This is a genomic window from Enterococcus sp. AZ020 (assembly GCF_050499205.1).
GTDB classification, from domain to species: Bacteria; Bacillota; Bacilli; order Lactobacillales; family Enterococcaceae; genus Enterococcus_L; species Enterococcus_L dunnyi.
The window spans coordinates 3,002,759-3,026,435 of record NZ_JBIPAT010000001.1 but is presented as its reverse complement, the minus strand read 5'-3'; the positions used below and the strand labels follow the sequence as shown (position 1 = coordinate 3,026,435).

Genomic DNA, 23,677 nt, shown 5'->3' with positions numbered 1-23,677 from the left:
AAAACTAAATCTTCATTATTCAAAAAAGTGTCACCCCCTAGAACATCGTATTTTCATCAAGGTATTTGAGATCTTGATATTCTTTGGCACCATCACGAAACGCGAGTAACTTCATCAGTTCAGATAAATCAGTATTTTCTATTTCGTTCAGAGTCCATCCCATTTCAAACAGTTCAACTTTTAGTGCCATTTCACGATATTGTGGTGTAGACATAAAGTCAGGATGCTGTAAAAGGTCGGTTACTTTTTTTTCGTTTCTGAGTAGACAGAGTCGTATCCAACGGAAACAGAGCGTAAGAGCTGCCCAGTCATTTTTAAAATTTCTCTGGCATCCATACCGTCTAAATATTGTTGGCCAGTGAATTGACCTTCAAAAATGACTTCAGCGATAAAGTCATAACATTTGCGCAAAACTGGACGAATTTCTTCCATGTCATTTGTTTGAGTTGCTTCTTCAAGCTCTACTTGTAAAGCAGTGGCATCTTCCATGACTGATCCTGGTAAAATTTCAGCAGATTTGAATTGTTTCTTTTCATACCCACCTTTTGCTTTTTTAAAATTCAATTTGATTGTTGTTTGTAATTTACTCGCCATTATTCTGTCCCTCCATCAAAGTCAATTGGTTCTGTTACTTTTGTAAACCAGTTTTTGATTACTTCTGGATCTACATTCTCATCGTCAGAGTCTACAGACCACATATAGCCGACGCCTGGAACATCAACAAAGTTTCCTGTCCATTCAGGATGTGTATATGAAACGGTGCTGCCTTCTAAAGTTGTGGATTCGTCAGACGATAACAAGAATTGTCCTTTGTAAAAAATTGTGTAACGGTATGCGCCATTTGATTTCTTACGACGATAGGCGAAGGCTCCATCCGGTGTAATATCATCAGCAGATCGCAATACACCACCGCCGACCATTCTTCCGCCAGTCAATTCAGCTAATACTTTATTGAGATAACCGTTTGTTGTTAGCGCAATTTCAGCACCACCAAACGCAGTAAACTGATCCTGCACAACGCCATCCCCATAGTCTGGTGATGTTTCATAATTTAGGGTTGGGTTGATACTAACAGCTGTACCGATCGTCACTGGTGCTTTATACGTTGGAAATCCGGCTGTTTCATCTTCCAGTGGAAACCATGTAGGTTTCTCAACGGAAATGATTCCTACTGTACTTTTTTTCATTTATGATTCACTCCATTCAATTTGTTGTGGAAATGCAATAGTAAAACTAACATGCTGCACTCCGTCAGATTTATAAGGTAGATAATTCTCTGGAAAGAGTTGATTTCCATCGATATCTAACACATTAAAAAAAGAACCGCACTGAGCTGTGAGGTCCCTTACTAGTTTTTTATTCTCTTTGTTGTCTACAATCGCAATGTCGACTAAAAACGAAGCATTTTGAATCGTGATACCTACGTTTTCTGTTCCACCTTCTTCAATGCTGAGTACAAAATAAAGAGGTTGCTTAGATTGCATGACAGAATCTAAATAGATAGTGCCATCAGGTTTAATCTGTTTTAGAATCCCTGTTACAGTAGACAAAATTTTATCGTACATTGGCAACTATCCTTTCTTAGCAATAACAATGGCCATCTGTTTGAACCGACGTGGAATGTAAGTCATATGTGCGAGGTTTTGAGCCTTTTGCAGCATGAATCGACCTTTGACATATCCGCCGTTTTTCGTACGATGACCATCATTGATGTATTTAAAATATTTTTCGTTGTTTACTAAAGCACCTACGATTCGACCGCTTGATAATTTTCGTGCTTTGACAATACGATAACCGCGGCGCAAATCTCCTGTTTTAATAGGTGTGATCGGCACAATCAATTGATAAATCTTAGCCAACGAATCATTTACTAGCATAATCCCCTGAGCTTCAGCTAAAGGAGTCATCTTCTTAAAGTTTTCAATTACTTTTTTAGCATTTGAGTGTGTGCTGTACCCCGGCTTACTCATCTATTTCACTTCCTGACAAGTTAACTTCTAAATGGCTAGGATATGAAAAAGGCTTCTTCGCAAATAGTGTGTGCTGCTGTCCAGTTGATTGAGTGATCTGAATTCGATCTCCTTTTCTAATGTCTACCGTAGGCACGAGAAACAGCTTTTGTTCTTCATAGGTAACATTAACCATTCCAGTATTTTCTACAACAGCTAAATTGCCTGAACTACCAAGCCCACTCTGAGATAAAGCACAAGGAAGATCCTCGCTAACAACTTGATAAGATTGTTCTGTTACTCCTGTTTCAGGATCTTCATGATCATCATAGCGCTCGATTGTACATGTATCTGTATATGTCATCGCTAAAATTTCAGCTTCGTTCAAAAGAACATCACCCCGCTATTACAACCAATGAGTCGATTGATCATGGCTGCATAACCATCTAATAGTTGGCGCACAGCTTGCGAGGTGTTAGCATAGCTTATGGACGTATCACCGCGTTTTACAGCAGTAATAGTTTTTTCTGATTCGCTCTTCATTGCCTGATATAAAACCTCAGAAACGAGATCAGAGAGCTTCTCCCAGTCGATTTCCTTCCCACAAGTATTGAAGGATTCAAATTCCAATAAAATAAGATTTAACAGTGATTCGATTCGCTGTTCTTCTACTGTTGGAAATTGTTTTTTGATCTGATCGATGATTTTTTTCTTTTGTTCATCAGACATATGATCACGTCCTATACTTCGTGTACATCTGCAGCATTTTCTAAAATATCGATTGCTTTTTTGTCCGATGCTTTCACAATAAACTCACCTTTATCATTTGCTGTCACTAATCGGCGAGAGTCAGGATGAACAAAACCTACAAAATTTTTCTTTTTCAGCACTTTATAAGTCACTGTTTTTTCCTGCTTCGTTTCTGCCTGTTCTTTTTTTACTTCTTCAGTATTTTTTTCAGTTTCTTTTTTTGCAGTCATTAAAATTCCTCCTAAATTAAAATAAAAGAGATAGCTTTTAGACTATCCCTCTGTAACAGCAGCAAGTTTCAAGATTGCGCCTGAATTTGATGCAGTGTATTCAATTGTATATTCACCAACGATACCAATTCGTTTTGAATCAGTCTCTTGAGGCAATTCTCTTGCTCTCCATTCACGTAACGGGCGTAAATTAACGTAGTTAGTATCTAATGCAATCATTGTGCCATTTGGCAACGCTGGTTCTACCAAAGCAATCCCTGATCCATAGTTAGATGTGATGCTGCCTAAACGTAGTCCAAACTGAACAGTATCGCCAAATTGAGCAACCTTAGTCGATTTACCATCTACTTCATCCGTCATTAAATCCAGCATATCAGTTGAAACTAAACAAAGTTTCTCGCCCATATAACCCTTGTCATACATGATTTTGAACATTTTATCTACATCTTTACGTGTAACTGCAGTCGCAGATGCTGTATCGATCACATTTGCTGAATTGATTAGATTCATAATTCCACTAGTACGGCGACCAGTTGTACCATTTTCGTCTGCTTTAACACCAGTTAATAATTGACGGTTTAAATCAATTTTCATTTCTAAGGCGCGTTGTGATACTTGATTAGTCAATTCATTACCTACACCGTGAACATTAATGGCGTCCAAAGTCCCTGACACTGAAGTTGATTTACGGAAAATCTCTGTGAAGTTGTTAAACCATACACGTCCTGATTCTGCATCCGTATATTTTCCGCCTTCTAATTGACCAGATGAATCATCTTCATTGATATTATATTCGCGCCATTTGATTTCGGTTGACGTAGCAGGATTAGTTTTTCCTGCCCCTAATAACCAAGATAAGAACGGTGTATTAGGAATTTGTAAAGCGTTAATCATTGGAGAAATGTCTAAGTACTCCAAATTATTTGTTGATGTTTTTTTCATGTGTGTTTCCTCCTAAGATATTAAATTATTAATTCCTTGGCTTAATGCCTCCATCGGATCACCAGTAGATTGTTCTTTTTGTGATCCAGTACTGTTTTGTTGCTTATTACCAAACGCTGACTTCATTTCTAATTCTTTGATTGATGCAGCATGTTGCTCCTTGATTGTTCCTAACACGCCAGTAAATGCTTCTACTGCACTTTTGGTAAATTCTGAGTTATCGCTGACTAAATTATTCAACATGAATTTAGAAACTGATTCCTTTAAATCTCCATCAAGTTCAAGTCCTGAAATTTGTTCAGCTACAAACGCCTTATTTTCACTTGTAATGCGTAGAGCTTTTTCCGCTGCCATTTCTGCTTGTAGTTCTTCAAGTTTGATTTGATCAGGCGTCTTGTTCTTCTTAGATTCTTCATAATCCTTGATTGCATCTTGTTTGATTTTATCTAAGTTATTCTTCTGCCATGATTCGAGCTGTTTATCTGCAGCAGACTGATTCTGAGATTTAAGAAACTTCTGAGCATCTTCATTGGACTCAGCAAAGGCTTTGAAGTCATCAAAAGAAAACTCAGGCTCATTTCCTTCGCCTTCAGCAAAATACTGCAAATTCATTGGTAACAATTTCTTCATTGTTTTTCCTCCTCTGCCCCACGATTCGTCTTGCGCCCCGCATTGCATTGATATTATTTTTTACGCCCAGCATTCGGATAACCGCCCGCCATTCGTTAGTTTTATGTCATTTCGGACAAAACAAAAAGCCCTATTGCTAGGACTTCTAATTTAAAAACAACTTAACGGCTACTTCATTTTCTTTAAAATGTCATCCAGCATTTTTTCCCACTTCTTAGTCGCCTCAGGAAATAACTCATACATCATTTTTCTTGATTCTTCGTTCACAACAGTTTCCAGCATATGTGCAAAAAATTCTGTCTCTTGCATTCCGGATATCTTCCAATACTTTAATCCGTGACCAGAACCCAATGGCCCTTCAACAAATACACCTGTTGATTCCATCATGTCAGATAAAGAAGAATACATATACGGATTTTCTTCCGCCAATTTTTTATATTTCCTAACGATTGCGCTCTGATCAAAAATAGATAACTTTTTCAGATCATTAATTTGTTTATGCTTTTCACCGTTAATTTCTGATAAATCTTTATTGAATAAATTTAGTAGATCTTTTTTGATAGCATTTTTCAGCTTGTAACTAGGAATTTCAGAGATATGATCAAAATCACTACCTATTGCTTCAGCTCCCCGAGCATCAAGAAAATGTCCCAGTTCATGGAATACTTTTTGCATCGGTTTCCCATTATGACTACCTTTAAACGCTTTTTCAGACAGTTGAATTGTTTTTCCTTGTGCAGAACTTTTGCCACTTGATAGCTTATTAAAAGATAGCTGATCTCCGAATTTGTTAAGTAGTTCTTTAACACGTCCATCCTTAATTGATTCAAAACTCTTTAAGAATGCGTTGTAATTGTCCGTACCAACCATTTCCTTCATGTTTGTTTTATCAAATACTTTCTTCAATGTATTTGGTTTGTTAGGACGATTTAGAGCAATTCCCCATTCATTTTTAGCGAACTCATCTAGTAAATCCCCAAACATTGACTCATAAAGAGTGTCGATGTCTTCACCCAAATCTGGAATAGATGGTATCTTAGTACAACGGCAACGAGTATGATACGGTGGATCAATACCACCTTTTTTTATTTCCTTGCCATGATACCCCCCGCAAATCGAACAAACTCTCTCATCTTCTGCGGACCAGCTTATTGATTTCTTAACGCCAGCTTCTTCAAATGATGCATTGATACCCTCTACAGCAAAATGAGCATATTCAGTTCTGACGAGATTTTCAATGGCTCGATTAAACTTATCTTTCTCAAGTTTGAACATGTCGGAAATTGTCGGATCTTGCCGCATTGTTTTCAAAGCATCTGTAACACCGCCACCACTCGCAACTGCATTAACTATTGCTTGGCTGAGGTTTTGTTCTAATTTTGATACATTCCCCCATAATCGAGAAGAAAAGGTCTTTCCGCTCCAGGGGTAGTTTAACATTCGCTCAATTTCTTTTTTGGGAAGCGACGAAAAATCACCAGTCCCCAATATATGACCTAAAGCATTAGCATTGGTGTTGTAAACACGATTAACAAAGTCATCTAACCGATCATTGAATTTTGCATCGGCTTCTTTTTTGATCATTTCTTCTGCTAAAATGGAAAAGATGTCAGAACGAATCTGCAGCAAGCGATTGACCTTGGCATAATCATAAGCTGGGAAGAACTCATCTATAAACGCCTGATATTTCTCGTCAGAATTCATCAAAGACTTATAATTTTCCTCAATGTACTTTCTGTATTTCTCTTGATCACGCTGTTTCACATCTTCTAGAAGTTTTTGCTGGTTAATCTTATGCAAATCAGATTGAGACAGTAATTTCTCTTGGATCCGTTTTAAAGCTTCGGGAAAGATATCTGTAATCATCTTTAGCGTTTCGTTCTCTAATTTGAGACGAACTTTATCTTCTAGATCACGGCGCTTCTCCCAATATTTTAATGCTGACTTACTCAACTTGGGTGTCTTTGCCATTAGACTCACCGCCTAGATTGCTGTACTCGCCATCTGGATAGGTTTGACCTTGTTCAATATCCATCATCTGCAGCTCATAATCTACATCATCAACGAATGGAATCTGAGTCATGATTGTGCGCTTAGAGACATATGGTGCTAGTTTTGGCAAAGCTTCAGCTAAATATCCGATATCTGTTGGTAACGAACGTGAGAAGGTGAAAATAATCTTTTTAGGATCGATTTCTTTTTTATCTTTTACTTGGATGAATGCTGCTAAAGTTTCAGCAGTCTCTTTTAACCCTTCGCGGAAGAACTGTTCTTTCGTGTTAGTTTTAGCCTCTAGAGCAATGATCTGCCACTTTCGTGCCTCACCGGATGAGTTAGACTTGAATACCTCATCATTGAAGTCGATTGCCTTTGTGATTGTGTAAAACTGACGTTTGAGCAAATCTAAGTGATATTCATTAAAGTCCTTATTGATATCTTTCGTTACATACTCAACTTTAGAATTAGGATCTTTCATGTTGATGATACCTAACTGATCCATCATGCGCTTTGCTGATTCTTCATCCAGTTTCGTTCCAGTAACCATCATATAAGCAAGTTTGAACTGCTCTACTTCATTTTGTTGATCTGAAACACTGCGATCGATTGCATCAGATATTTCCTCTGCAACCTCGAAATCACAATACCTATTTGTATTGTTCTTGAATTCTGACAGATAGATATTTTCAAGCGGATTTTTTACTTTGTCCATCAACTTAAACTTATTAGTAATACCAATAAGACTACTATCGATATAACGATCATACGTTTCAATTTCATTTTCGGTTACTACTTTCATTTCTTGGTAGAATTTCCGCTGCATCGTATCATATTTTTCACGAATGAATACAGCGCCATTCTGATATCTTTCAGCGAACCAAGGTTCAATGTTAGATGCCCACAGTTCCCATGATTCACCTGCTTTCACAGGTTCGAGCAAACGAAAGGCCACTCCAGTTGCTCCTTGATAGGTAGCAGATTCGGAATCAAGCATTGAAAAACGAAGATTATCAACCATGTCTGCGAGGATGTCAAATTCTTCTGGTGTTTTTGAATGATTCAAATCATTTCCAAGAAAGAAATCTTTTGCGCGTTGAATAATTGTTCTTCTCTGTTCTGATACGTCGTAGTCCCATTTAATTGGAATACCAGTGAAATGATTCACTGCCTGATCTACAACGATGTTGTACATACCAGCATGAAGCTTGTTATTCACTTTGATAATGTTTGTTTTTGGCTTTTGTCTGTCATCGATTTCATTCTTCTCGCTTGTATAAGCTAAATACTTCCGTTCTCGATCATTAAAGAATGGCTGCATATCTTCCATGAATCCGTTAGGATCGAAAAGACCTTCAGCCAATTGCGTTGCATATTTCGTTCGTATTCTTTTATAGTTTTTTAATGATAATTTATTATAAAGCACTGTTCCACCCCCTAATATTCAAAGAATTCAAATTCATTAGTTGTCATATCCTCACTAAACGCATAACGTGTAGCATCAATTGTGTGATTGTCCTTATCCTCAAGCCTTGGCTTAGGATTGCCATCTTTATCAGTTTGATAGTCAATATTCTCAAATTCTTTAGCGATGTTTGGTGTTCTTAATGGGTCAATGCAGATGAAATCTAAGTCATCCAGCCATTCCTCACCATATTCCACAGAGTCTGGACCCTTATTAACGCCCTCAATCCTTTTGATATTATGTTCATCAGATAACTCCGCTATCGATTTAGGCTCAGCAGAATCAGCAAATATCTCATCAGATTGATAACCTCTAGCATGTAACTCTTTGGCTAATTCTCGGTTACTGATCTTAACGCCGTATATCTCATCTATCGCATAAATGCCATTTTTCTTTTTATCGTAATGCCAACGAACAAAAGCCAGTGGATCAGTTGCATACCCAAAATCGACAGCGTTTCGAATATTATCAAAGTTAGCAACCATCTCATCTGTGATAGAACCTGCTTCTACTTGTAAATTGTCAAACGGTACTACACCAGAGCCGATTGCTTCACCCAAGTATTCCCAACGATATTTTAAAGGCTTTCTCTCTTTGACGTTTTCAGCCTCTTCAATGAATTTCTTAGATAGATGAGGATTTGTCAGATATGTTGAATGATGTACATAAGTATTCTTATCAATGAAACTACTTTCGTACTTCTTATTTACCCATGATTGACGACGTTTAGGCGGATTGTATGAGTAATAAAAGCTATAATCGAAAGGATAGGCTTTCTTCCTGTCAGCCTCACTAGTGATTTTTCCTTCTAACTCTTCACGTAGAATAGAATTCTCAATCGAAGTGACTTCATCCTCGCTTTTAAACTCTGCCAATTCTTCAAACCAAGCGATTGCCAACGGGAAATCTGCATCTTTGATAGATTTTATTTTGTCTGGATCATCAGCACCCATGCAGTAGATCTTATTACCTCTTGGGCGATAGGTGATTTCTAACCTTGAATCAACAAAACGAAAAAGATGCCGAACGCCTAAAACGTTAGCAGCACCTTTAAAGTTTGCATATACTGATTTTAATAATGTATTTTGAACCTTACGAATTCCAACTGCAGAAACGGGGTACTCCATAATATCCACTAGGATTCTCAGAGGAATATGAAACGACTTACCAGAACCACGCCCGCCTTTTAGCACATGCCGCAGATGCTCTTTACATCTCGACACAATCCAAAATTCTTTGAACGGTTCTGTAATGATATCTGAGATTTTGACTTGATTCGCTGCCATCAGACATCATCCACAATCGTAACGCCAATATTTCCAGCGATATCAACTTTATCAGTGAACAGCGCATGACGTTTGCCCAGTAGTTCTGCAGCTTTCAAGCGATCCTTAGCACCAACCTCAACCCCGTCGTATAATCCTTTTGAAGTAGCCACTGTCTCAGTCTGTTCCCCCCGCATTACTGCCGTTAAATACTCCAGTACCTCTTGAGCGTCTGCAGTGCGTTCGTTATGCATGATTTCGAGCTGCTCATCTATATAAGTTTTAACCTCAGCATTTCTAAGCAATCGCCCAGCATTAGTTGCTGCCGTTGTATCCTTCTTAACAGCTGGATAAGCGACTTTGTATGCCCTCGTACCATTGAGATCTTTTAAATACTCATCCGCAAAAATCCTTTGTTTCTCTGTCATTGTCATGTTATTCACCTTCTTTCTTGCAATATAAAAAGCCACCGCAATGCGATGACTATTTTCTTTATTTTGGTATTACTAAACACTCATTAGATTCTTTAATGTAAGTATCAACATAGATTTCAGACTTATCACCATTGTGCGTGATTTCGTATAGCGGCGCACCTTTTCCAGCATAGGAAAGAATAGCTTTATTATTTTGTAAAGTTTTGCAGGTCCAAACTACAAAAATACTATCTCGTTGCGCTCCTTTTGATTCTACGATATCAATACAATTTTCAATAAAGTTTTGATTATTCATTTGATCACTCCTAATTATTTTCTGTTTCAAACTGAGATAACAGGACTCGAACCTGTGACAACCTGATTAACAGTCAGGCGCTCTACCAACTGAGCTATACCTCAATAAAACACCCACAGACAAGAATGTGTAAAATAAACTCTATGAGGGAGAGTTTTCACCATCCTTATTTTCAATTTTTGTTGTTAGCCTGTGAGTGCTTAGTGAAAACAGGTTCCCTCTGGCATGTTTAAAGGAGTCAAATTATGAAAATTGGAGTTCTCATGTTTTTTTGGTTGTTTTTCAGGTAACCTACTTATTTCACGTTATCATAGTAACACGGAAAATGTGGTTTTGTGGTGCATCGATTGTGCGTGAACTGTGCATTATTTTATTTCTAAAGCTTCCACTCCATATAATAAAATTGAGAATTCGTTTATCGCATCTTTGATTTGTCGGTTTGCAGTAGTTCGATCCACATCGTAATACTCAGCAATTGCCTCATCACTCATCTTACGCCCAAAGTATTTTTTCTCGATTAGTTTATAGCCACGACTTCCTGTCTCCTTGCACATTTTTTCATATTCGTTCAGACAGATATCTACATGATGCATAATTTTCACCGTCTTGGCTCTGTTCTGCATCAATGCACTAAGAGTTAAATACTTGTGATTCCAAAAAGTATCTCTATCCTCTTCAAGCTGATCCGCAACAGTTTGTACATGTGCTTTCAATTTATCAAAATTTTTCAGAAGCAATCGTGTATTATGAAAAGCATACTGTCTCATTTTTTCAAATTCATTTTGCTGCTCTTTGGTCAATTTCATGGTGATTTTTTCCGCTAGTATATCTAGCTGCTCATCTGATAACTCAGTAATCTTACTCAATATGATTACTCCTCTCTTTCTTTTTCTTTCCAGTAAAGTAAATGACATAGCGACTTAATCCAATTCGCAAGTTCTGCGATAGTTATCTGTATGCCTAAACCGACCAATAAAAATGCATACACAAAGGCTCTAAATTCATAGCCGCAGAACATGTTCAAGATCGCAGAAATGAATAGTAATATCATTAGAATCTTATCCCATTGCTTATATATTTTTTTAATCATTCCCTGTCATCCTCCTAATGCACTTTTATAATTTTCTTCTTGAACACCAATCAGAACAGTTAGGAATCCTAACACCACTGGATGGTTATTGTATTTATTTCCTAAATAGCCAAGTGTTTGAATGAGCCAGTCCCAATATTCATCGGTAGTAATTGGATGCTGCAATCGAATAACATTAGAAGCCTCCATCCATTTCTGTATATCTGTAAAAACGTCAGCCCAATTCATTCTATCTCCTCAATTCTGATATAGATTCCTGGTACTTCTGCCCAAAATTTTTCAGCGACTAAGCTGACTACATAAGAATCATCTTTCCAGAAATTCAATTTCGTTAGGCAATCTTGAATCAGCTTATTACTGTTATCTAGATCAGGCTTAGTATATTTGTACTCACCATTCGTATGATTGCCAACTAATGGAAAGCACCATTTGATCATCATCCGAACGGGTCCATCAATTCGCTCTTTCGGAATATGTTTAGATAGATGAGCCATTAACTTTGTTCGTGCATCCTTTAGATCATCCGGCTCATAAAACACTGGCTTATTTTTTACCACATGAACTTTCTTTTGCTGATGAGTGGTTTCTGGCGGTATCATGTGTAGAAAAAATTCAATCATTTTCATTCTCCATTTCCTGTTATTTTATTCTAGTACATACCTTTTCTTTTTCCTCTGTCGCCTCCAAATTTTGTCACGCTGTATTCTATTGTCTACTCTATCCCTTGTAAAGGGAGAGTAGACAAGAATAGCGGACAGCGGTGTGACAGGGTTTCTAAAAGTTGTCGGGGCTTGTCGGAGCTATTTAGCCCTTAACGTAAAACTTGTTTTGTCGGGGCTTGTCGGAGCTATTTAGCCTCGACAATCATTTTTCTTTATTTTTATAGATGAATCCATCTTCCGCTTTGAAACTTTCGTGTTTTTTTACTCTTGTATAAACCGTACTTCTTGCTATGTCTAAGTAATCAGATAATTGTCCAACTTCAACAGAATCTCCATTTTCACTTAAAATATTAAACGCTTCTTCCAGCTCTTTTTTCGCTTTTTCGGAACGACTCTCGTTTGATTTCGAGGTACCTTTTTTCCACTTCTCTTTTGGATTGTCTTCTAGACTAATGTCTTGCAATGAGTCATCAAGCTCATGAATCGGGAATTTGAACCATGCATTGACAGTTTTAAATCTCGGGAACTCTCGCAGTGTTCCCTCTAAACGCCAAGCGCTGCATTGTCTAGCAATTTCAACTGATCGCTGTCGTTCCTGTTCGATATAAGCAAGTGTTTCTTGATTTTGAATGGCTGCCATTAAATGATGGCCCATTTGCTTTTTACTGAACTGATCATCTAACCCAATTTCATTGTATGAAGGATTATAGTATTTGATCGCTCTTGAGTAGGTATCACACTCCGCTTGATTCTCAAGGACAATGTAACGATCCTCAGTAACGGGTAATTCAATTAGATCGAGAATAGCATCCGGATCTCTGGCGAATACTCCTGAACCACTGGAACGGTCAATTGAATTTTTTCCTCCTTGAGATCCTTTGGAGTGATGGTGACAGTAGATGACCGCACATCCTAATTCTGTGGCTATCTTATCGAATTGATTTGTAAAATTAGCCATTTCATGTGCGCTGTTCTCGTCTCCTGTAAGTACTTTATAAATTGGATCAATGACCACTGCGATGTACCCAGCTTTTTGCGCTCGTCTGATCAGCTTAGGGGCCAGCTTATCCATTGGACTTGTTTTCCCACGTAAATTCCAGATATCAATATTTGAGACATTTTTATGTCCATGACCTAATGACTTGTATATCTCGACAATACGGTTTTTCGCAGAATTAGCATCAAGCTCTAAGTTTACGTACAGAACTTTTCCTTGCTCACATGGAAAGCCTAGCCAGTCAGTACCTTCAGCAATTGCAATTACTAACTCCATTAATAGGAAGGACTTTCCGGCTTTACTTGGACCAGCAATCAACATTTTATGCCCTTGCCGTAGAACTCCCTTGATCAGTTCAGGTGCCAACTCGATTTCTTTATCGAATAAATCAGCCAAACTTTCAGGATCTGGTAGATTGTCGTTCATATCTTCAATGTATTCTTGCCATTCTTCCCATGAGCCTTTACCGATATTTTTTGCTATAAGAAACTGTTTCTTTTCACCTCTGACAAAACCCGGTAAACGAGTCAATCTAGAAGGGTTCTTATTCTGTTTGTCTACTCTTAACCCATTTTTTTCTACTATCTTATATAAGTAATCCACGCGTTCTTGGTACTGCGGATAATTGACAGCATCAATTTTGACAATTGCATGAAGACTTTTCCCACCTGAATATGTCAGAGCGACAATTGGCAACTCCAATTCTCTGAGGATCTCATGTTGCTGCTCAATTTTCATGCTGTCTGATTCTACTAATGCATAACGGAAGTCAACAACATTAGTATTTTTAGTCCCTTCTCCGTCTAATGGATTGAAACGAATCCATGCACCGCTTGCTTGATTAGGATCACCCATCACAGCACCGATATCACCGTTGTTTTTTCTTAAAGCATCAATGATCTCACCAGATGTTTTAGTGTAGACACCATTTCTAGGCAGCCATTTTTCTTGACCATCTGCCTTTGTATCTAAATAGCCATCATTTACATAACCGATAATATCCCCTGGAGCAAACAATGCCTCTAAATAACTGATGATCTCTTGTGGAGGATTCCAGTTTTTTGGCTCCTTGATTTCTTTTCCTAATACCCAATCTGTTTTTACTAGCTTATAGCCTTTGTCCACGTCTGTTGCGATGAAACTATCATTCCAATCAAGAAACGAATCATCATCAGAATAAGAGCTCTGCCAGCCGTTGTCCTTTGCTAATTGTGTGATCGTTGCACCAGTCACTGGTAAGCCTGTACCTTTGAATGTTTCCCATTTTCTGAAACATTCCTCTGGTTTATATCGGCTATCATTCTTGCTCCAATCGTCCCAATCATCAACGGAATAGCCTTCCTGTTTTAAAGCCATTCCAACATTTACCCATTCCTGATAATCCAGAGCAGACGGATCTATATGATCTAAAACTTCCAATAAATTAAAACTCATTTCAAGCACTACCTCTCAATCTTCGGTTGTTCGCTTGTGTTTTGGCATTTGCCCAACGACAATTAGAAGGTTCATAATTTCCATTGACATCTATTCTATCTATTGAAAGAGTATCATCATATCCATTTTTTAATGCCCAAGTTTCAAAACTGGCATAGTCATTTTTCCAATCAACACAAATAGTGATACCTCTACCACCGTAATTTTTAAACGCAGGACAATTTTTATTAAAGCACCGTTTTTTCATACCTGACCATATTCTATAAAGTCGATGTTTTGACCCTCCATGTTTATGATTGTTTCCACGTTCCCTTGAGTCAATTTCTAAACATCCACAACTTTTTATTAAACCATTTTTTAAATGATCACTTCGAACAGTTTTTTCATTACCGCATTCGCAAATACATTGCCAATATGCATGATTACCAACGTTATCAGAACGTCTTATAGCGGTTAACCTACCAAATTTTTTATTTTCTAAATTCAAAGCCACTGCCATTTTCATCACCTCTCTGGTCTGTATTCCGACGGATTTATTCCACTAGGTATGCGCCAACCATTCCCAGCAATTCGATCAATTAGCTTTTTTGCTCCTTCGAAGTCCCAAGTTCCAACATGTTGGAAACCTCTACCTTCTAAAAACCTGATTTGTTTTGGCGTAGTTAAGCCTTCTATTCTTCGTTTATTAAGTCGCTCTAATAATAATGAGGCCTTCCCTGCATTGTCTATTTCATCAGGCATAATTCCGAATTTTTCTAGTGACTGCAATTGATTATTTGTAGGAGGAGACATTTCAAAACCAAAACTTGGAACATAACTGGAAAGGTCTTCTGCTTGAATACTCATTTCAAATTGCAACGGATCAACTAACTTACGTTTGCGTTTTTTCATTTCAGCAAGTTGTTTAGCCAGAGCTTCCTCACGTTGAGCAATGACATCATCGGCGGCTTTTGCTTCCGCTTCTTCTAAATCAATAGGACAACCTGCCTCTTCGATATTTTCGGTCATCTTCTTGGCTACTTCTTCATTTTCAGCAATTAAATGTGCTGGATGGCAAAGCTCATGCCGCTCTGTATGCCACAAGAAATCTAATAGCAACAATTCTTCTTTCCCTGGATGTAATCGAGTACCCCGCCCAACCATTTGACTATATAAGCTACGTACCTTCGTCGGACGTAGAACAATGACACAATCGACACTCGGACAGTCCCAGCCTTCAGTTAGCAGCATAGAATTGCAGAGAACGTTGTACTTATCGTTTTCAAAGTCTTCTAACACTTCGGCGCGATCCTTACTATCTCCATTCACTTCTGCAGACTTGAATCCTTTTCGATTCAAAATTTCTGTAAACTTTTGGCTAGTTTTAACGAGTGGAAGAAAGACAACTGTTTTGCGATCCTTGCAGTATTCCAGCATTTCATCTGCAATAGATTCTAGATAAGGATCAAGCGCAGTGCCTAAATCCTTTGTTTTAAAATCTCCTGCTTGCTGCCCCACACCAGATAAGTCTAATTTAAGCGGAACAGTTACCGCCTTGATTGGTGATAGATAACCTTCTTTGATTGCTTGAACTAATGAGTATTCATAAGCTAACGAATCAAAATAACTACCTAAATTCCTCATATCTCCACGATCTGGTGTAGCTGTAACACCAAGAACATTCGCTGATCCAAAATATTTCAATACACGTTGATAACCATCACTGATGCAATGATGAGCTTCATCGATAATGATATTGTCAAAATAATCTGGTGGAAATTTCTTCAATCGTTTTTCATTTTGTAGTGTTTGGACCGATCCAACGACTACACGGAAGAAACTTCCTAATGCGCTTTTTTCTGCTTTTTCAGTTGCACTTTTAAGTCCTGTACTTTTTTCTAATTTATCGGCTGCTTGATCCAATAACTCACCACGATGAGCAAGAACGAGATTTCTATTTCCTTTTCTAACTGTATCTTCAATAATTTTACTGAATACAATTGTTTTACCAGTTCCTGTCGGCAAAACTAGAAGAGTTTTCTTGTTGCCTGCTTCCCATTCGTTCTGAACAGCCTCTCTTGATTCTTGTTGATAAGGTCTAAGCTCCAATGTTACGCCCTCCTTTTTTATTGCCAGCCATCCTGAACCATTTTCGGCTTGTACTCCTTGGTAGCCCAACCATGACCGTCACACAATTCACATTCTGTTCTACGGTATTCAATGCTATCTGGTACCCAACCAGAATCGGGTAAGCCGCTCGGATACGGAACTATTACTTTTTTCTGATAGAATCCATCACCTTTACACTGTGGGCACTCGAACGGCCTTTCAAAACTTTCGAATATTTCTTTTAATGTTGTAGTTGCGGAATATTCTCTGATCAATTGTTTTGCTTCATATGCCTTCATTAGTTTCTACCTCCTGCAGTTCTTCGGCTGTTTGGATGAGGGTAACTTTGTTAATTTCATCTAAATCAAATGGATAAAAACTGGTTTCTGATTCTGCAACAAATTGCTTTCCAACGAATCTTTCAATCTTTAAATCGCCCATATAGTAACCATTATCAAAAGGTATCTCGCTACAGTTAACCTTATCCCCCACTCGAAACTCATCCAACTTACGCCCTTTAGCAGCAAACTGCTCGGCACGCTTAATCGTTGCTATCTGTTCGGCGGTGGCTGGTTGTACATATTTCTTGTCAAGTTCAATTCTTGTATTGATTAATTTTCCTGTTTCAGTATTTAAAAACCCCGCTTCTACGATGTCCCCCATAACAGCATCAATTTTTAAGATATGCAACACATTCTCTAAACTTTTATAACTGTAATACTCCCCAACTGCAAAGTTTTGGTTGTCTACTTCTGTTAATTCGATAATCCGCATTAGGTTACTAAACTGCTCTTGATCATCGTCTGCATTGACAGCTGTTTGAGCTAATGATCTAATCTGTCGCAGTATTGTTTTCTCTGTCATTGGTTTCCCTCCTCGATAAAAGCTTCACCCATGTTTCTATCCAACAGCGCTTTAACTTCTTTAGCTTGCTTTTCGTCAAAGGCTTTTGCTTCTTCACGACTTCCAAAGCCACAGTATGCACCATCGTATTTTTTTACGTAATTTTTGTGAGTTCCATTATTCGATAAAATGTAGATTCGTTTCATTCCGCATCCTCCATCAAATCAACAAATATATCCAGCGCTTTTACTCGCCCAACTCTTAATCTTCTTTGGATCGTACCTACTGTAAATTCGTGTTCCTGTCCTACTTCTTTAAATTCTTGAAACAATTTACGCATTGCCTCAAATTGTTCTGTTGTATATGATTTACTCATTTCGCTTCCTCCTCCACTGGTTCAATCCCCAACACTACATAGCCATCTTGCTGCGCATAGTCTGTGATGTAGGTGACTATTCTTTTACAACGATCACCTGTATAATCGATGCCGTCATATTCTTCTAACACCAAAATATCTCCGACTTTATAGTCACGATCGTTAAACCTAATTTCGAACTTTTTAAATCCCGATACAACATCATCATAGTATTCGCTATCTAATTTCAGTACATGCTTTCTAGGCTCTTTTACCACTGTGTAACCGTCTTGCCACGCACGAGCGAATAATTCGCTTTTGCCTTGTCCATCTAAAAACCATTTTTTTAGTTTTCTCTTATCGTCAAAATTGCCAAAGTTTTCAAACGACATCGCTGCCCTTAAATCCCACGAGCATTTTCTGCAATGTTCAATCCACTCAGCCACAAACTCCGGCACCACAATCTTGTCCTGTTGGTTTGGTAGTGATGATCTGAGTTGTCTAAGGTCTTCAATAAATTCCTCTCTCATTTCATTGCATAAATCTAAATCTTTAACGGCATGCGATGACATTCCGTTTTCTAAAGCACGCTCGTTTCGCTCAATCTTCATTTTATTTTTCTTAATGTAATAATCTATATTTCCCATGTGTTGTGTCCTCCTTAATATCTAATATGCATTTGACATCAGACAGATTACTTGCTGTTTGCTCAGCTTGTTTTTCCGTAAATGCCTGTATTCTTGTAGTTTTGATTTTGTGTGACCAATTTAAATATTTAACCTTCCACACCTACTCCACCTCTTTTTTCTCAGAATCATAAGATAAATGCACCAGTATCCACATCCAAGCTTCATACGATTCGCTAAAATTTCCTTTAAAGAATTGGATATGCATATTTTTCCAAAGCCACCAAATATGTTTCCAATCGCTCATTTTAAAATTTATAATTCGTTTGAACATATATCACTCCCTAAAATCTATTTGAAATCACGCTATATCTTTGATACACTATTTACGAGCGATCACCGCTCGGACCTAGAGTTCTTAAGCGTGGTGCCTAGAGTTGTGGCTCTAGGCTTTTTTCGTCAAACCACTCCGGATGCTATTCTTTGCACCATTTCACATAAGCTTCGTTTTCTCTTTCTTGATAATCATCTAGCTCTTTTTCAGTCCACTGTTTATCGCAATCCTCACAATAATTTTCATAAGTTAGTTCTTCGTCGCAATTTGGGCAAAACTGGCTTTCAAAGTCCTCATACATCTACTCCACCTCTTCCACACTAATTACTTCGCTGACAAATCCCCATTGACTAACTATCTTTGTCGCATCTTCTTTACTAAGAGCAAATTGCTCTCGTGAATCAACTTCATCTTCATAAGTTAGATACGTTACTAGATACGGTTTTTCTTCAAGATATTCTTCTTCATCTAAAATGTTAGAAGCCCAAGTTTTGTCATCTGGTTCGAAATTCCCTAAATACCCATCTTCGTAATCACCAGGTATATAAGCACAAAACTTAATTGGAATTATTTCGATACACTCTTCGTGATAAACTTTGTTGTTCACTTCCACTACGTCTTGGAAAGAAGTGAATACCTCTTCACAAATAGGACAAGTTTTCATCTACTCCACCCCACTTAGTAGCTCAGGGTTTTCGTGGATCGAACCTATTACCTCAATGTCATTTATTAGCCAATATTCCCACTGATACCCATATTCAGCAGTAAAAGTTACAACACCAGTTCTTTGATGAAATCCTGCTGGACCGAAATCATGTGGACCTTTAATGATATCCCCCTCATAAATCTCAACACCGTTCTTATCATTTAGTCCGGTGTATTGCATGAGGATGATTTCATCCAAAAACCTCATGTAATTTTGATAATCATCGTTATACAATTGCGCTATCGTACAACCTTGAAACAATCCGTGACATTTCATCATTCCTCGCTCTTCATCCCACGCCCGAAACTTCGGTTTATTCATTCGGCTTCTCTCCAATCTTTAAGAAAAGACGGATAAACCGCCCTTCCAGTTTTATGCAATTATAGTAATTCGTTCTGATTCGATTTCTTCTTCTAGTGCCTTAACTAAGAATTCTCGAATATTAACGATTGCTTGATTTCTCCAAGCTCCCCCGTCTGCTTCAAAGATCGCAGCACGCGGACCGTCTTTCATACGGAATACAAATTGACTCGCTGGCTGCTCAACTTCCAAGAAAGTTCTGTACGGTGCTAATAAAACAGGATTAGGAACTTGAACGGCTGCTTGAGTGGCAACACCTTGATTGATAGTAATCGCTTGGCTAACACCATCATCGTTTGCTTGCTTGACGTTCTTTTCTGCTACATTCCCCACTACCTGCAGTAACAATGAACGATCATCCGGAATATCTACATCTTCAATTAGGCTAACGAATTTTGATTGCAACGCGATGTTAAATTCTTCCATGTCGTAAAAATTATCAAAATGAAATCTAGGAACAATTGCAGTTGCTGTTGCTAGGCATTCTCTGTCCCCGTCTTCTTCAATAAGTCCTTTTAGGTAGACTGTATGCTCATTTTTAATTTGAACAATCAATTTTTTATTGATGCGTTCAATATTCGCTTTGATATAATTCACTAGACCTGAAAGGGTATTAATTTCAAGTGGATCAGCTAAATAAACTTTAGGCACAATTTCTCTAGCCTCTCCATTGCTGTTAATAACCATCCATCGAGTATCATTATCAAAATTAACTAAACGATCCTCTGGATGAATACCTTGTTCCATCAAATATTGAATTGCTTCTTTTGTCATTGTCATTTATTTATCCTCTTTTCTCTTGTAAGTTTATGATTTGTTGTTGCTGAGATTCTTTGGCTGCTTCTTCTTTTTCGATGACATCAATTGATTCACCGACATCTGTTTTTTGTTGGCCATCAACTGGATCGATAAAAGTTTGTCCTGGTGCTTCGGATTGCAATTCACGAGCAGCAACTTTTCCGCTAGTCAAATCTTTACCCGTTAAAATAGTAGTATCAAAATCACGTACAGGCGCTAATTTCGTTGAAAAGCTACTATTTAAATTAATCACTTGGCGGTTATCATCTGGAGCGAACTCCAATTTAATGGTGATCGCTCGTTTATCCTTCGCCTTTGTATTTGGATCATGAATATTTTTAAATAATTTTTCTAGCTCGCCATCAAGTTTTTCTTGAATAGCACCATTTGCCATTGCTGACAAATTCAATTCAATTTCTTTGCTCATAATAATTCCCCTTTCTAGAACGCTCCTGGTTGAAATCCGTTATTTGGTTGTTGCGGTTGTGTTGGTTGTGTAAATGTTTGTTGCGGTGCTGGTTGTGTAGGTTGCACTGGCTGAGTGAACGTTTGCTGTGGCGTTCCTGTTTGCCCCACTGGTTTCAAGAATTCTTTGATTCGATTATTTTGACGTTCTTCTCCTTGATGCTTATAGGTGTTGATTTCGATTTTAGCGCGTCCTGCACTCCCGATAATCGTTGACCAGTTCGGATTAAATGGCTGTCCAATAACTGGCGCTTGTCCAATAGCTGAAAAGAATTCCGTTAGCTTCCATTGGAATTTTTTCATCATGTATAAACGTTCTTTTACTACAGTTTTTCCTTCTGCTCCTACTACTTCCAAAGATACTTCTGCATATGGTGCGCCATTTGGGATTTTATCACTTGATCCGTCATAGACTTTTCTTTCCATATTTGTCACAGTAAATTGGTATTCGCCGGCTGGTAAAAGAGTGAACGAGTTTTCCTCGGCCACAAAACCACCATTCCAGTCTAAAAATTCATTTTCGTTGTTCATTAATGTTTCCCCCTAAAAGTTTCTAATTTTTGTATTTAATAAATCCATTGCCTTGCTCCAGTTACTTGATAAGTAACCCCAAAGATCGGCTGGAATATTATCGAGTGGTGTGTCGGCTGGCATAAATCCGCCTTGATAAATAATTTGCATGATTTCGTCAACCGTTACTTGATCAGCAGTCATCAGATCAGCAACTGATTTCGGAATACTATCAGGCATTGTCTGTTCACGATCAGGCGTAAAATCCGGAACAGAAGCATTTTCAGTGGGAAGAGTTTCTGCAGTAGCAACTACATCAAATTGTGGATCTGGTGCAGTTTGCTGTGGTTGGCTAGTTACTCGGATAAACGCTTGTGCAATTTGTCCATAATCAAACGGCAGCTCGTCAGCTAATCCCATTCTGTTCTTAGCATCCCAAGCCGGACGATGTGTGGTATACATCATACGTTGTCCGCCAGTAGCCTTTTTACTATCTGTTTTACTATCAGTGATGATTGTTGTTTTGTAGTTAGCAAACAGAACCATGTCCGCCCATTCTTTGACTAATGGAGCTGTTTTCTTTTCAAGCTTCAATTCATATCGATCATAAGCGCCCATTTCGTCTGGTTCTTCTTTTTTACGCAGCATCGCATGAGCCGTGACCACAACGTTAATACCTGTATCGACTACATCACTCAATAAATTTAGTAGTCCACCCATTTCTTTTGCCAAAGCAACGAACTTCTTACCATAGCCCTCTGAGTCAATGCCAGACCAGCCGTTGGCATCCATTAAATGACGTTTACAAATTTCTTCTGCCCAGTCCATCGTATCGATTACCAGTGTCTGACACGGTTTATTCGCTTTTACGAATGACACTTGTTGCAATAGCATTGTCCAACTTGTCGGCTTATCGAATCGTTTTACATCCATATGCAGAGTAGAATCTTCTGTATCAATGAATAATGGATCTGGAAACTGACTAGCAAATGTTGATTTGCCGATCCCTTCTACTCCGTACAGAACAACTTTTTGTGCTTTTGGTACTTTGCCGCTTGTAATGTTCATTAAAATGCTCCTTTCCCTTCCCAAGTTTGTGGTGCTGGTGGAATAATATCTTTAACTGGTGCAGCATCTTCACCAGCTACATAGCCATCTTCAATAATGATGGAACATTCTTCACCCGTAGAAACACGAGTGGCAATTGCTTGCAATCCTTCTTGTTCTAGCCATTGACCAAACTCATTCAATGTGACCATATCCATCTGTTCTAACTTATCCAAAAGAATGAAGCCGCAGTTTGGTTTCAATTTACGAATAATCGCAGTAGATACTTTCAATTGATCAGAACCGCTCATGTTATCCCACTTCTGACCGTTATAAATCAATTCTCCATCTGTAACAGATAGCCCAGCTAGTGGTAAGTCGGCTTTATTGAGCAACTCAGTTTTCATTTGCCGTAAGTCGTTAATTTGAGCAGTTAACTTTTCATATTGCTCACGGTAATCTGCTGCATCTTCTTCTGCTTTTTCCTTATCGAGATTGATTCTGACTTTACGATTGATTTCATCAATCTCAGCTATATTCTTTTGTAGCTCTTCTGTAGATTCGTCTTGAATATCAGCAGCAGACTTTTGAGCAGTAGATAAATCTTCATACGTTTTGAAATGTTGCTCTTCAAGTTCTTTAAGCTGGTTCTTGACTAATTCAATTCGTTGCGACTCTTGCTCGTATCGTGCTGACAATTCCGCAACGTTTTGCCTTTTTCTTTGATTTTCACCATTGCGCGCTAGAATCTCTTGTTGCTGCTGAACCAATTCGGACACTGATACAAGCTCTTTCGGTGCATCAGGATAATACAACTGCTCTTTAGCAAATTTATCTTTCTGGTCAGCTATTTGACCGATTGTATGGCGTTGATTATAAACTTGCTGTTCTTCATGCTCGATTTTAGCCAACTGATCCCCTACACCAATAATTTGTAATAGTGTTTGAGCTTTTTCTTTTCCGGTTGATTCCATAAATTTTGGTAGATCAATGGCCAACTCTTCCACAAAACCATTAAGGAGCTGCTGTCCACCTTTGTTGCCTTCTGGATCAATTACTTTTAAATCGCTGTTCTTTCCTTTTCGCTCTACAATTAAGCCGTTACTCATTACGATATGCAGATGTGGTGGAATAGCTGAACCTTCTCTGTTCGCTTGGCTAGGTTTGTATTTGTTGCCCCCTAATGCCCATGCGATTGCATCTAACACACTTGTTTTACCTTGGTTGTTATTTCCACCAACGATTGTCAAACCGCTTGCTGTCGGCTCAATTTTAACTGCCTTGACACGCTTAACATTTTCTATTTCTAATTTATTTATTTTTACAGACATGTGAACCCTCCCTCTAAAATTCGTCCCACTGATCATCGTGTTCCTTTTCTTGATCTTTCTTGTTCATCCTTTTTAG

At 38.2% G+C, this 23,677-nt stretch carries 34 protein-coding genes, 1 tRNA gene and 1 pseudogene; all 36 read right to left on the bottom strand.

All coding sequences use genetic code 11. The annotated features are described in order from the left end of the window. Positions 1–37: 37 nt before the first annotated feature. Positions 38–214 carry a hypothetical protein gene (locus IGI58_RS14615; protein WP_157894267.1) on the bottom strand — a complete coding sequence of 59 codons (177 nt, stop codon included), beginning with the start codon at positions 212–214 and terminating at the stop codon, positions 38–40. A 26-nt stretch (positions 215–240) separates the two neighbouring features. After that, the gene (gene gpG, locus IGI58_RS14610; RefSeq protein ID WP_429956333.1) at positions 241–594 is read right to left on the bottom strand and encodes a phage tail assembly chaperone G; all 354 of its coding nucleotides are present in this window, start codon (positions 592–594) and stop codon (positions 241–243) included. A gap of 26 nt (positions 595–620) precedes the next feature. After that, positions 621–1,187: pseudogene (locus IGI58_RS14605) on the bottom strand (major tail protein); the annotation flags it as partial. After that, positions 1,188–1,565 carry a phage tail terminator family protein gene (locus IGI58_RS14600; RefSeq protein WP_429952817.1) on the bottom strand — a complete coding sequence of 126 codons (378 nt, stop codon included), beginning with the start codon at positions 1,563–1,565 and terminating at the stop codon, positions 1,188–1,190. A gap of 6 nt (positions 1,566–1,571) precedes the next feature. After that, positions 1,572–1,970 (bottom strand): HK97 gp10 family phage protein, encoded by a 399-nt coding sequence (locus IGI58_RS14595; protein WP_429952818.1) that lies wholly within the window; start codon positions 1,968–1,970, stop codon positions 1,572–1,574. Next, a complete protein-coding gene (locus IGI58_RS14590; RefSeq protein ID WP_429955506.1) occupies positions 1,963–2,337 on the bottom strand; it encodes a DUF6093 family protein in 375 nt (124 codons plus the stop codon). The genes IGI58_RS14595 and IGI58_RS14590 overlap by 8 nt, the downstream gene beginning before the upstream one ends. Then, complete coding sequence (locus IGI58_RS14585; RefSeq protein ID WP_429952820.1) at positions 2,334–2,678, bottom strand: hypothetical protein; 345 nt, start codon at positions 2,676–2,678, stop codon at positions 2,334–2,336. The genes IGI58_RS14590 and IGI58_RS14585 overlap by 4 nt, the downstream gene beginning before the upstream one ends. A gap of 11 nt (positions 2,679–2,689) precedes the next feature. After that, complete coding sequence (locus tag IGI58_RS14580) at positions 2,690–2,929, bottom strand: hypothetical protein (RefSeq protein WP_429952821.1); 240 nt, start codon at positions 2,927–2,929, stop codon at positions 2,690–2,692. Between the two features lie 42 nt (positions 2,930–2,971). Then, the gene (locus IGI58_RS14575) at positions 2,972–3,871 is read right to left on the bottom strand and encodes an SU10 major capsid protein (RefSeq protein WP_429952822.1); all 900 of its coding nucleotides are present in this window, start codon (positions 3,869–3,871) and stop codon (positions 2,972–2,974) included. A 12-nt stretch (positions 3,872–3,883) separates the two neighbouring features. Then, positions 3,884–4,501 carry a capsid assembly scaffolding protein Gp46 family protein gene (locus IGI58_RS14570; RefSeq protein ID WP_429952823.1) on the bottom strand — a complete coding sequence of 206 codons (618 nt, stop codon included), beginning with the start codon at positions 4,499–4,501 and terminating at the stop codon, positions 3,884–3,886. Between the two features lie 168 nt (positions 4,502–4,669). Beyond that, positions 4,670–6,472, bottom strand: coding sequence for a head protein (locus IGI58_RS14565; RefSeq protein WP_429956332.1), 1,803 nt, complete (start codon positions 6,470–6,472; stop codon positions 4,670–4,672). After that, positions 6,447–7,922, bottom strand: coding sequence for a phage portal protein (locus tag IGI58_RS14560; RefSeq protein WP_429952825.1), 1,476 nt, complete (start codon positions 7,920–7,922; stop codon positions 6,447–6,449). Before IGI58_RS14560 ends, IGI58_RS14565 begins: the two co-directional genes overlap by 26 nt. 11 nt (positions 7,923–7,933) lie before the next feature. Next, positions 7,934–9,247, bottom strand: coding sequence for a PBSX family phage terminase large subunit (locus IGI58_RS14555; protein WP_429952826.1), 1,314 nt, complete (start codon positions 9,245–9,247; stop codon positions 7,934–7,936). Next, a complete protein-coding gene (locus IGI58_RS14550) occupies positions 9,247–9,660 on the bottom strand; it encodes a terminase small subunit (RefSeq protein WP_429952827.1) in 414 nt (137 codons plus the stop codon). The genes IGI58_RS14555 and IGI58_RS14550 overlap by 1 nt, the downstream gene beginning before the upstream one ends. Positions 9,661–9,718: 58 nt before the next feature. Continuing rightward, positions 9,719–9,955 carry a DUF6275 family protein gene (locus IGI58_RS14545; RefSeq protein WP_429952828.1) on the bottom strand — a complete coding sequence of 79 codons (237 nt, stop codon included), beginning with the start codon at positions 9,953–9,955 and terminating at the stop codon, positions 9,719–9,721. Positions 9,956–9,986: 31 nt separating this feature from the next. Continuing rightward, positions 9,987–10,059: transfer RNA gene (locus IGI58_RS14540), tRNA-Asn, on the bottom strand. Positions 10,060–10,320: 261 nt separating this feature from the next. Then, positions 10,321–10,821 (bottom strand): hypothetical protein, encoded by a 501-nt coding sequence (locus IGI58_RS14535; RefSeq protein WP_429952829.1) that lies wholly within the window; start codon positions 10,819–10,821, stop codon positions 10,321–10,323. Between the two features lie 5 nt (positions 10,822–10,826). Then, positions 10,827–11,045 carry a hypothetical protein gene (locus tag IGI58_RS14530; protein ID WP_429952830.1) on the bottom strand — a complete coding sequence of 73 codons (219 nt, stop codon included), beginning with the start codon at positions 11,043–11,045 and terminating at the stop codon, positions 10,827–10,829. A gap of 6 nt (positions 11,046–11,051) precedes the next feature. After that, the gene (locus IGI58_RS14525; RefSeq protein ID WP_429952831.1) at positions 11,052–11,273 is read right to left on the bottom strand and encodes a hypothetical protein; all 222 of its coding nucleotides are present in this window, start codon (positions 11,271–11,273) and stop codon (positions 11,052–11,054) included. Further along, on the bottom strand, positions 11,270–11,665 hold the full coding sequence (locus tag IGI58_RS14520; protein ID WP_429952832.1) for a RusA family crossover junction endodeoxyribonuclease: 396 nt from the start codon (positions 11,663–11,665) through the stop codon (positions 11,270–11,272). Before IGI58_RS14520 ends, IGI58_RS14525 begins: the two co-directional genes overlap by 4 nt. 244 nt (positions 11,666–11,909) lie before the next feature. Further along, on the bottom strand, positions 11,910–14,138 hold the full coding sequence (locus tag IGI58_RS14515; RefSeq protein WP_429956331.1) for an AAA family ATPase: 2,229 nt from the start codon (positions 14,136–14,138) through the stop codon (positions 11,910–11,912). A 1-nt stretch (position 14,139) separates the two neighbouring features. Next, positions 14,140–14,637, bottom strand: a complete 498-nt coding sequence (locus IGI58_RS14510; RefSeq protein WP_429956330.1) for a hypothetical protein — start codon at positions 14,635–14,637, stop codon at positions 14,140–14,142. A gap of 5 nt (positions 14,638–14,642) precedes the next feature. Beyond that, a complete protein-coding gene (locus IGI58_RS14505) occupies positions 14,643–16,226 on the bottom strand; it encodes a DEAD/DEAH box helicase (protein WP_429952835.1) in 1,584 nt (527 codons plus the stop codon). A 17-nt stretch (positions 16,227–16,243) separates the two neighbouring features. Beyond that, the gene (locus IGI58_RS14500) at positions 16,244–16,525 is read right to left on the bottom strand and encodes a hypothetical protein (RefSeq protein ID WP_429952836.1); all 282 of its coding nucleotides are present in this window, start codon (positions 16,523–16,525) and stop codon (positions 16,244–16,246) included. After that, the gene (locus IGI58_RS14495) at positions 16,512–17,090 is read right to left on the bottom strand and encodes a hypothetical protein (protein ID WP_429952837.1); all 579 of its coding nucleotides are present in this window, start codon (positions 17,088–17,090) and stop codon (positions 16,512–16,514) included. The genes IGI58_RS14500 and IGI58_RS14495 overlap by 14 nt, the downstream gene beginning before the upstream one ends. Next, positions 17,087–17,275 carry a hypothetical protein gene (locus IGI58_RS14490; RefSeq protein WP_429952838.1) on the bottom strand — a complete coding sequence of 63 codons (189 nt, stop codon included), beginning with the start codon at positions 17,273–17,275 and terminating at the stop codon, positions 17,087–17,089. The genes IGI58_RS14495 and IGI58_RS14490 overlap by 4 nt, the downstream gene beginning before the upstream one ends. Beyond that, on the bottom strand, positions 17,272–17,445 hold the full coding sequence (locus tag IGI58_RS14485) for a hypothetical protein (RefSeq protein WP_429952839.1): 174 nt from the start codon (positions 17,443–17,445) through the stop codon (positions 17,272–17,274). The genes IGI58_RS14490 and IGI58_RS14485 overlap by 4 nt, the downstream gene beginning before the upstream one ends. Further along, positions 17,442–18,071, bottom strand: a complete 630-nt coding sequence (locus tag IGI58_RS14480; protein WP_429952840.1) for a DUF3850 domain-containing protein — start codon at positions 18,069–18,071, stop codon at positions 17,442–17,444. The genes IGI58_RS14485 and IGI58_RS14480 overlap by 4 nt, the downstream gene beginning before the upstream one ends. Positions 18,072–18,526: 455 nt before the next feature. Next, entirely contained in the window at positions 18,527–18,685 is a 159-nt protein-coding gene (locus IGI58_RS14475; RefSeq protein ID WP_429952841.1) for a hypothetical protein, read from the bottom strand. Further along, a complete protein-coding gene (locus IGI58_RS14470) occupies positions 18,686–19,048 on the bottom strand; it encodes a hypothetical protein (RefSeq protein ID WP_429952843.1) in 363 nt (120 codons plus the stop codon). Next, a complete protein-coding gene (locus tag IGI58_RS14465; RefSeq protein WP_429952844.1) occupies positions 19,049–19,411 on the bottom strand; it encodes a YopX family protein in 363 nt (120 codons plus the stop codon). Between the two features lie 51 nt (positions 19,412–19,462). Continuing rightward, positions 19,463–20,230, bottom strand: a complete 768-nt coding sequence (locus tag IGI58_RS14460; protein ID WP_429952845.1) for a hypothetical protein — start codon at positions 20,228–20,230, stop codon at positions 19,463–19,465. Positions 20,231–20,234: 4 nt separating this feature from the next. Then, positions 20,235–20,675: a replication terminator protein gene (locus IGI58_RS14455; RefSeq protein ID WP_429952846.1), complete on the bottom strand. Its 441-nt coding sequence runs from the start codon at positions 20,673–20,675 to the stop codon at positions 20,235–20,237. 14 nt (positions 20,676–20,689) lie between these two features. After that, positions 20,690–21,244, bottom strand: a complete 555-nt coding sequence (locus IGI58_RS14450; protein WP_429952847.1) for a hypothetical protein — start codon at positions 21,242–21,244, stop codon at positions 20,690–20,692. Between the two features lie 12 nt (positions 21,245–21,256). Continuing rightward, positions 21,257–22,291 carry an ATP-binding protein gene (locus IGI58_RS14445; protein ID WP_429952848.1) on the bottom strand — a complete coding sequence of 345 codons (1,035 nt, stop codon included), beginning with the start codon at positions 22,289–22,291 and terminating at the stop codon, positions 21,257–21,259. Continuing rightward, complete coding sequence (locus tag IGI58_RS14440; RefSeq protein WP_429956329.1) at positions 22,291–23,601, bottom strand: AAA family ATPase; 1,311 nt, start codon at positions 23,599–23,601, stop codon at positions 22,291–22,293. Before IGI58_RS14440 ends, IGI58_RS14445 begins: the two co-directional genes overlap by 1 nt. Positions 23,602–23,677 lie beyond the last annotated feature (76 nt).

What these genes read in the sequence shown, in the direction of transcription:
- IGI58_RS14520 (WP_429952832.1), bottom strand. Translation starts at nt 11,665, where the DNA reads ATGATTGAATTTTTTCTACACATGATACCGCCAGAAACCACTCATCAG.
- IGI58_RS14595 (WP_429952818.1), bottom strand. Translation starts at nt 1,970, where the DNA reads ATGAGTAAGCCGGGGTACAGCACACACTCAAATGCTAAAAAAGTAATT.
- IGI58_RS14455 (WP_429952846.1), bottom strand. Translation starts at nt 20,675, where the DNA reads ATGAGCAAAGAAATTGAATTGAATTTGTCAGCAATGGCAAATGGTGCT.
- IGI58_RS14515 (WP_429956331.1), bottom strand. Translation starts at nt 14,138, where the DNA reads ATGAGTTTTAATTTATTGGAAGTTTTAGATCATATAGATCCGTCTGCT.
- IGI58_RS14545 (WP_429952828.1), bottom strand. Translation starts at nt 9,955, where the DNA reads ATGAATAATCAAAACTTTATTGAAAATTGTATTGATATCGTAGAATCA.
- IGI58_RS14530 (WP_429952830.1), bottom strand. Translation starts at nt 11,045, where the DNA reads ATGATTAAAAAAATATATAAGCAATGGGATAAGATTCTAATGATATTA.
- IGI58_RS14570 (WP_429952823.1), bottom strand. Translation starts at nt 4,501, where the DNA reads ATGAAGAAATTGTTACCAATGAATTTGCAGTATTTTGCTGAAGGCGAA.
- IGI58_RS14510 (WP_429956330.1), bottom strand. Translation starts at nt 14,637, where the DNA reads ATGGCAGTGGCTTTGAATTTAGAAAATAAAAAATTTGGTAGGTTAACC.
- IGI58_RS14465 (WP_429952844.1), bottom strand. Translation starts at nt 19,411, where the DNA reads ATGAATAAACCGAAGTTTCGGGCGTGGGATGAAGAGCGAGGAATGATG.
- IGI58_RS14555 (WP_429952826.1), bottom strand. Translation starts at nt 9,247, where the DNA reads ATGGCAGCGAATCAAGTCAAAATCTCAGATATCATTACAGAACCGTTC.
- IGI58_RS14490 (WP_429952838.1), bottom strand. Translation starts at nt 17,275, where the DNA reads ATGAAACGAATCTACATTTTATCGAATAATGGAACTCACAAAAATTAC.
- IGI58_RS14575 (WP_429952822.1), bottom strand. Translation starts at nt 3,871, where the DNA reads ATGAAAAAAACATCAACAAATAATTTGGAGTACTTAGACATTTCTCCA.
- IGI58_RS14500 (WP_429952836.1), bottom strand. Translation starts at nt 16,525, where the DNA reads ATGAAGGCATATGAAGCAAAACAATTGATCAGAGAATATTCCGCAACT.
- IGI58_RS14495 (WP_429952837.1), bottom strand. Translation starts at nt 17,090, where the DNA reads ATGACAGAGAAAACAATACTGCGACAGATTAGATCATTAGCTCAAACA.
- IGI58_RS14525 (WP_429952831.1), bottom strand. Translation starts at nt 11,273, where the DNA reads ATGAATTGGGCTGACGTTTTTACAGATATACAGAAATGGATGGAGGCT.
- IGI58_RS14600 (WP_429952817.1), bottom strand. Translation starts at nt 1,565, where the DNA reads ATGTACGATAAAATTTTGTCTACTGTAACAGGGATTCTAAAACAGATT.
- gpG (WP_429956333.1), bottom strand. Translation starts at nt 594, where the DNA reads ATGGCGAGTAAATTACAAACAACAATCAAATTGAATTTTAAAAAAGCA.
- IGI58_RS14585 (WP_429952820.1), bottom strand. Translation starts at nt 2,678, where the DNA reads ATGTCTGATGAACAAAAGAAAAAAATCATCGATCAGATCAAAAAACAA.
- IGI58_RS14470 (WP_429952843.1), bottom strand. Translation starts at nt 19,048, where the DNA reads ATGAAAACTTGTCCTATTTGTGAAGAGGTATTCACTTCTTTCCAAGAC.
- IGI58_RS14475 (WP_429952841.1), bottom strand. Translation starts at nt 18,685, where the DNA reads ATGTATGAGGACTTTGAAAGCCAGTTTTGCCCAAATTGCGACGAAGAA.
- IGI58_RS14460 (WP_429952845.1), bottom strand. Translation starts at nt 20,230, where the DNA reads ATGACAATGACAAAAGAAGCAATTCAATATTTGATGGAACAAGGTATT.
- IGI58_RS14565 (WP_429956332.1), bottom strand. Translation starts at nt 6,472, where the DNA reads ATGGCAAAGACACCCAAGTTGAGTAAGTCAGCATTAAAATATTGGGAG.
- IGI58_RS14615 (WP_157894267.1), bottom strand. Translation starts at nt 214, where the DNA reads ATGTCTACACCACAATATCGTGAAATGGCACTAAAAGTTGAACTGTTT.
- IGI58_RS14580 (WP_429952821.1), bottom strand. Translation starts at nt 2,929, where the DNA reads ATGACTGCAAAAAAAGAAACTGAAAAAAATACTGAAGAAGTAAAAAAA.
- IGI58_RS14450 (WP_429952847.1), bottom strand. Translation starts at nt 21,244, where the DNA reads ATGAACAACGAAAATGAATTTTTAGACTGGAATGGTGGTTTTGTGGCC.
- IGI58_RS14485 (WP_429952839.1), bottom strand. Translation starts at nt 17,445, where the DNA reads ATGAGTAAATCATATACAACAGAACAATTTGAGGCAATGCGTAAATTG.
- IGI58_RS14440 (WP_429956329.1), bottom strand. Translation starts at nt 23,601, where the DNA reads ATGTCTGTAAAAATAAATAAATTAGAAATAGAAAATGTTAAGCGTGTC.
- IGI58_RS14550 (WP_429952827.1), bottom strand. Translation starts at nt 9,660, where the DNA reads ATGACAATGACAGAGAAACAAAGGATTTTTGCGGATGAGTATTTAAAA.
- IGI58_RS14480 (WP_429952840.1), bottom strand. Translation starts at nt 18,071, where the DNA reads ATGGGAAATATAGATTATTACATTAAGAAAAATAAAATGAAGATTGAG.
- IGI58_RS14445 (WP_429952848.1), bottom strand. Translation starts at nt 22,291, where the DNA reads ATGAACATTACAAGCGGCAAAGTACCAAAAGCACAAAAAGTTGTTCTG.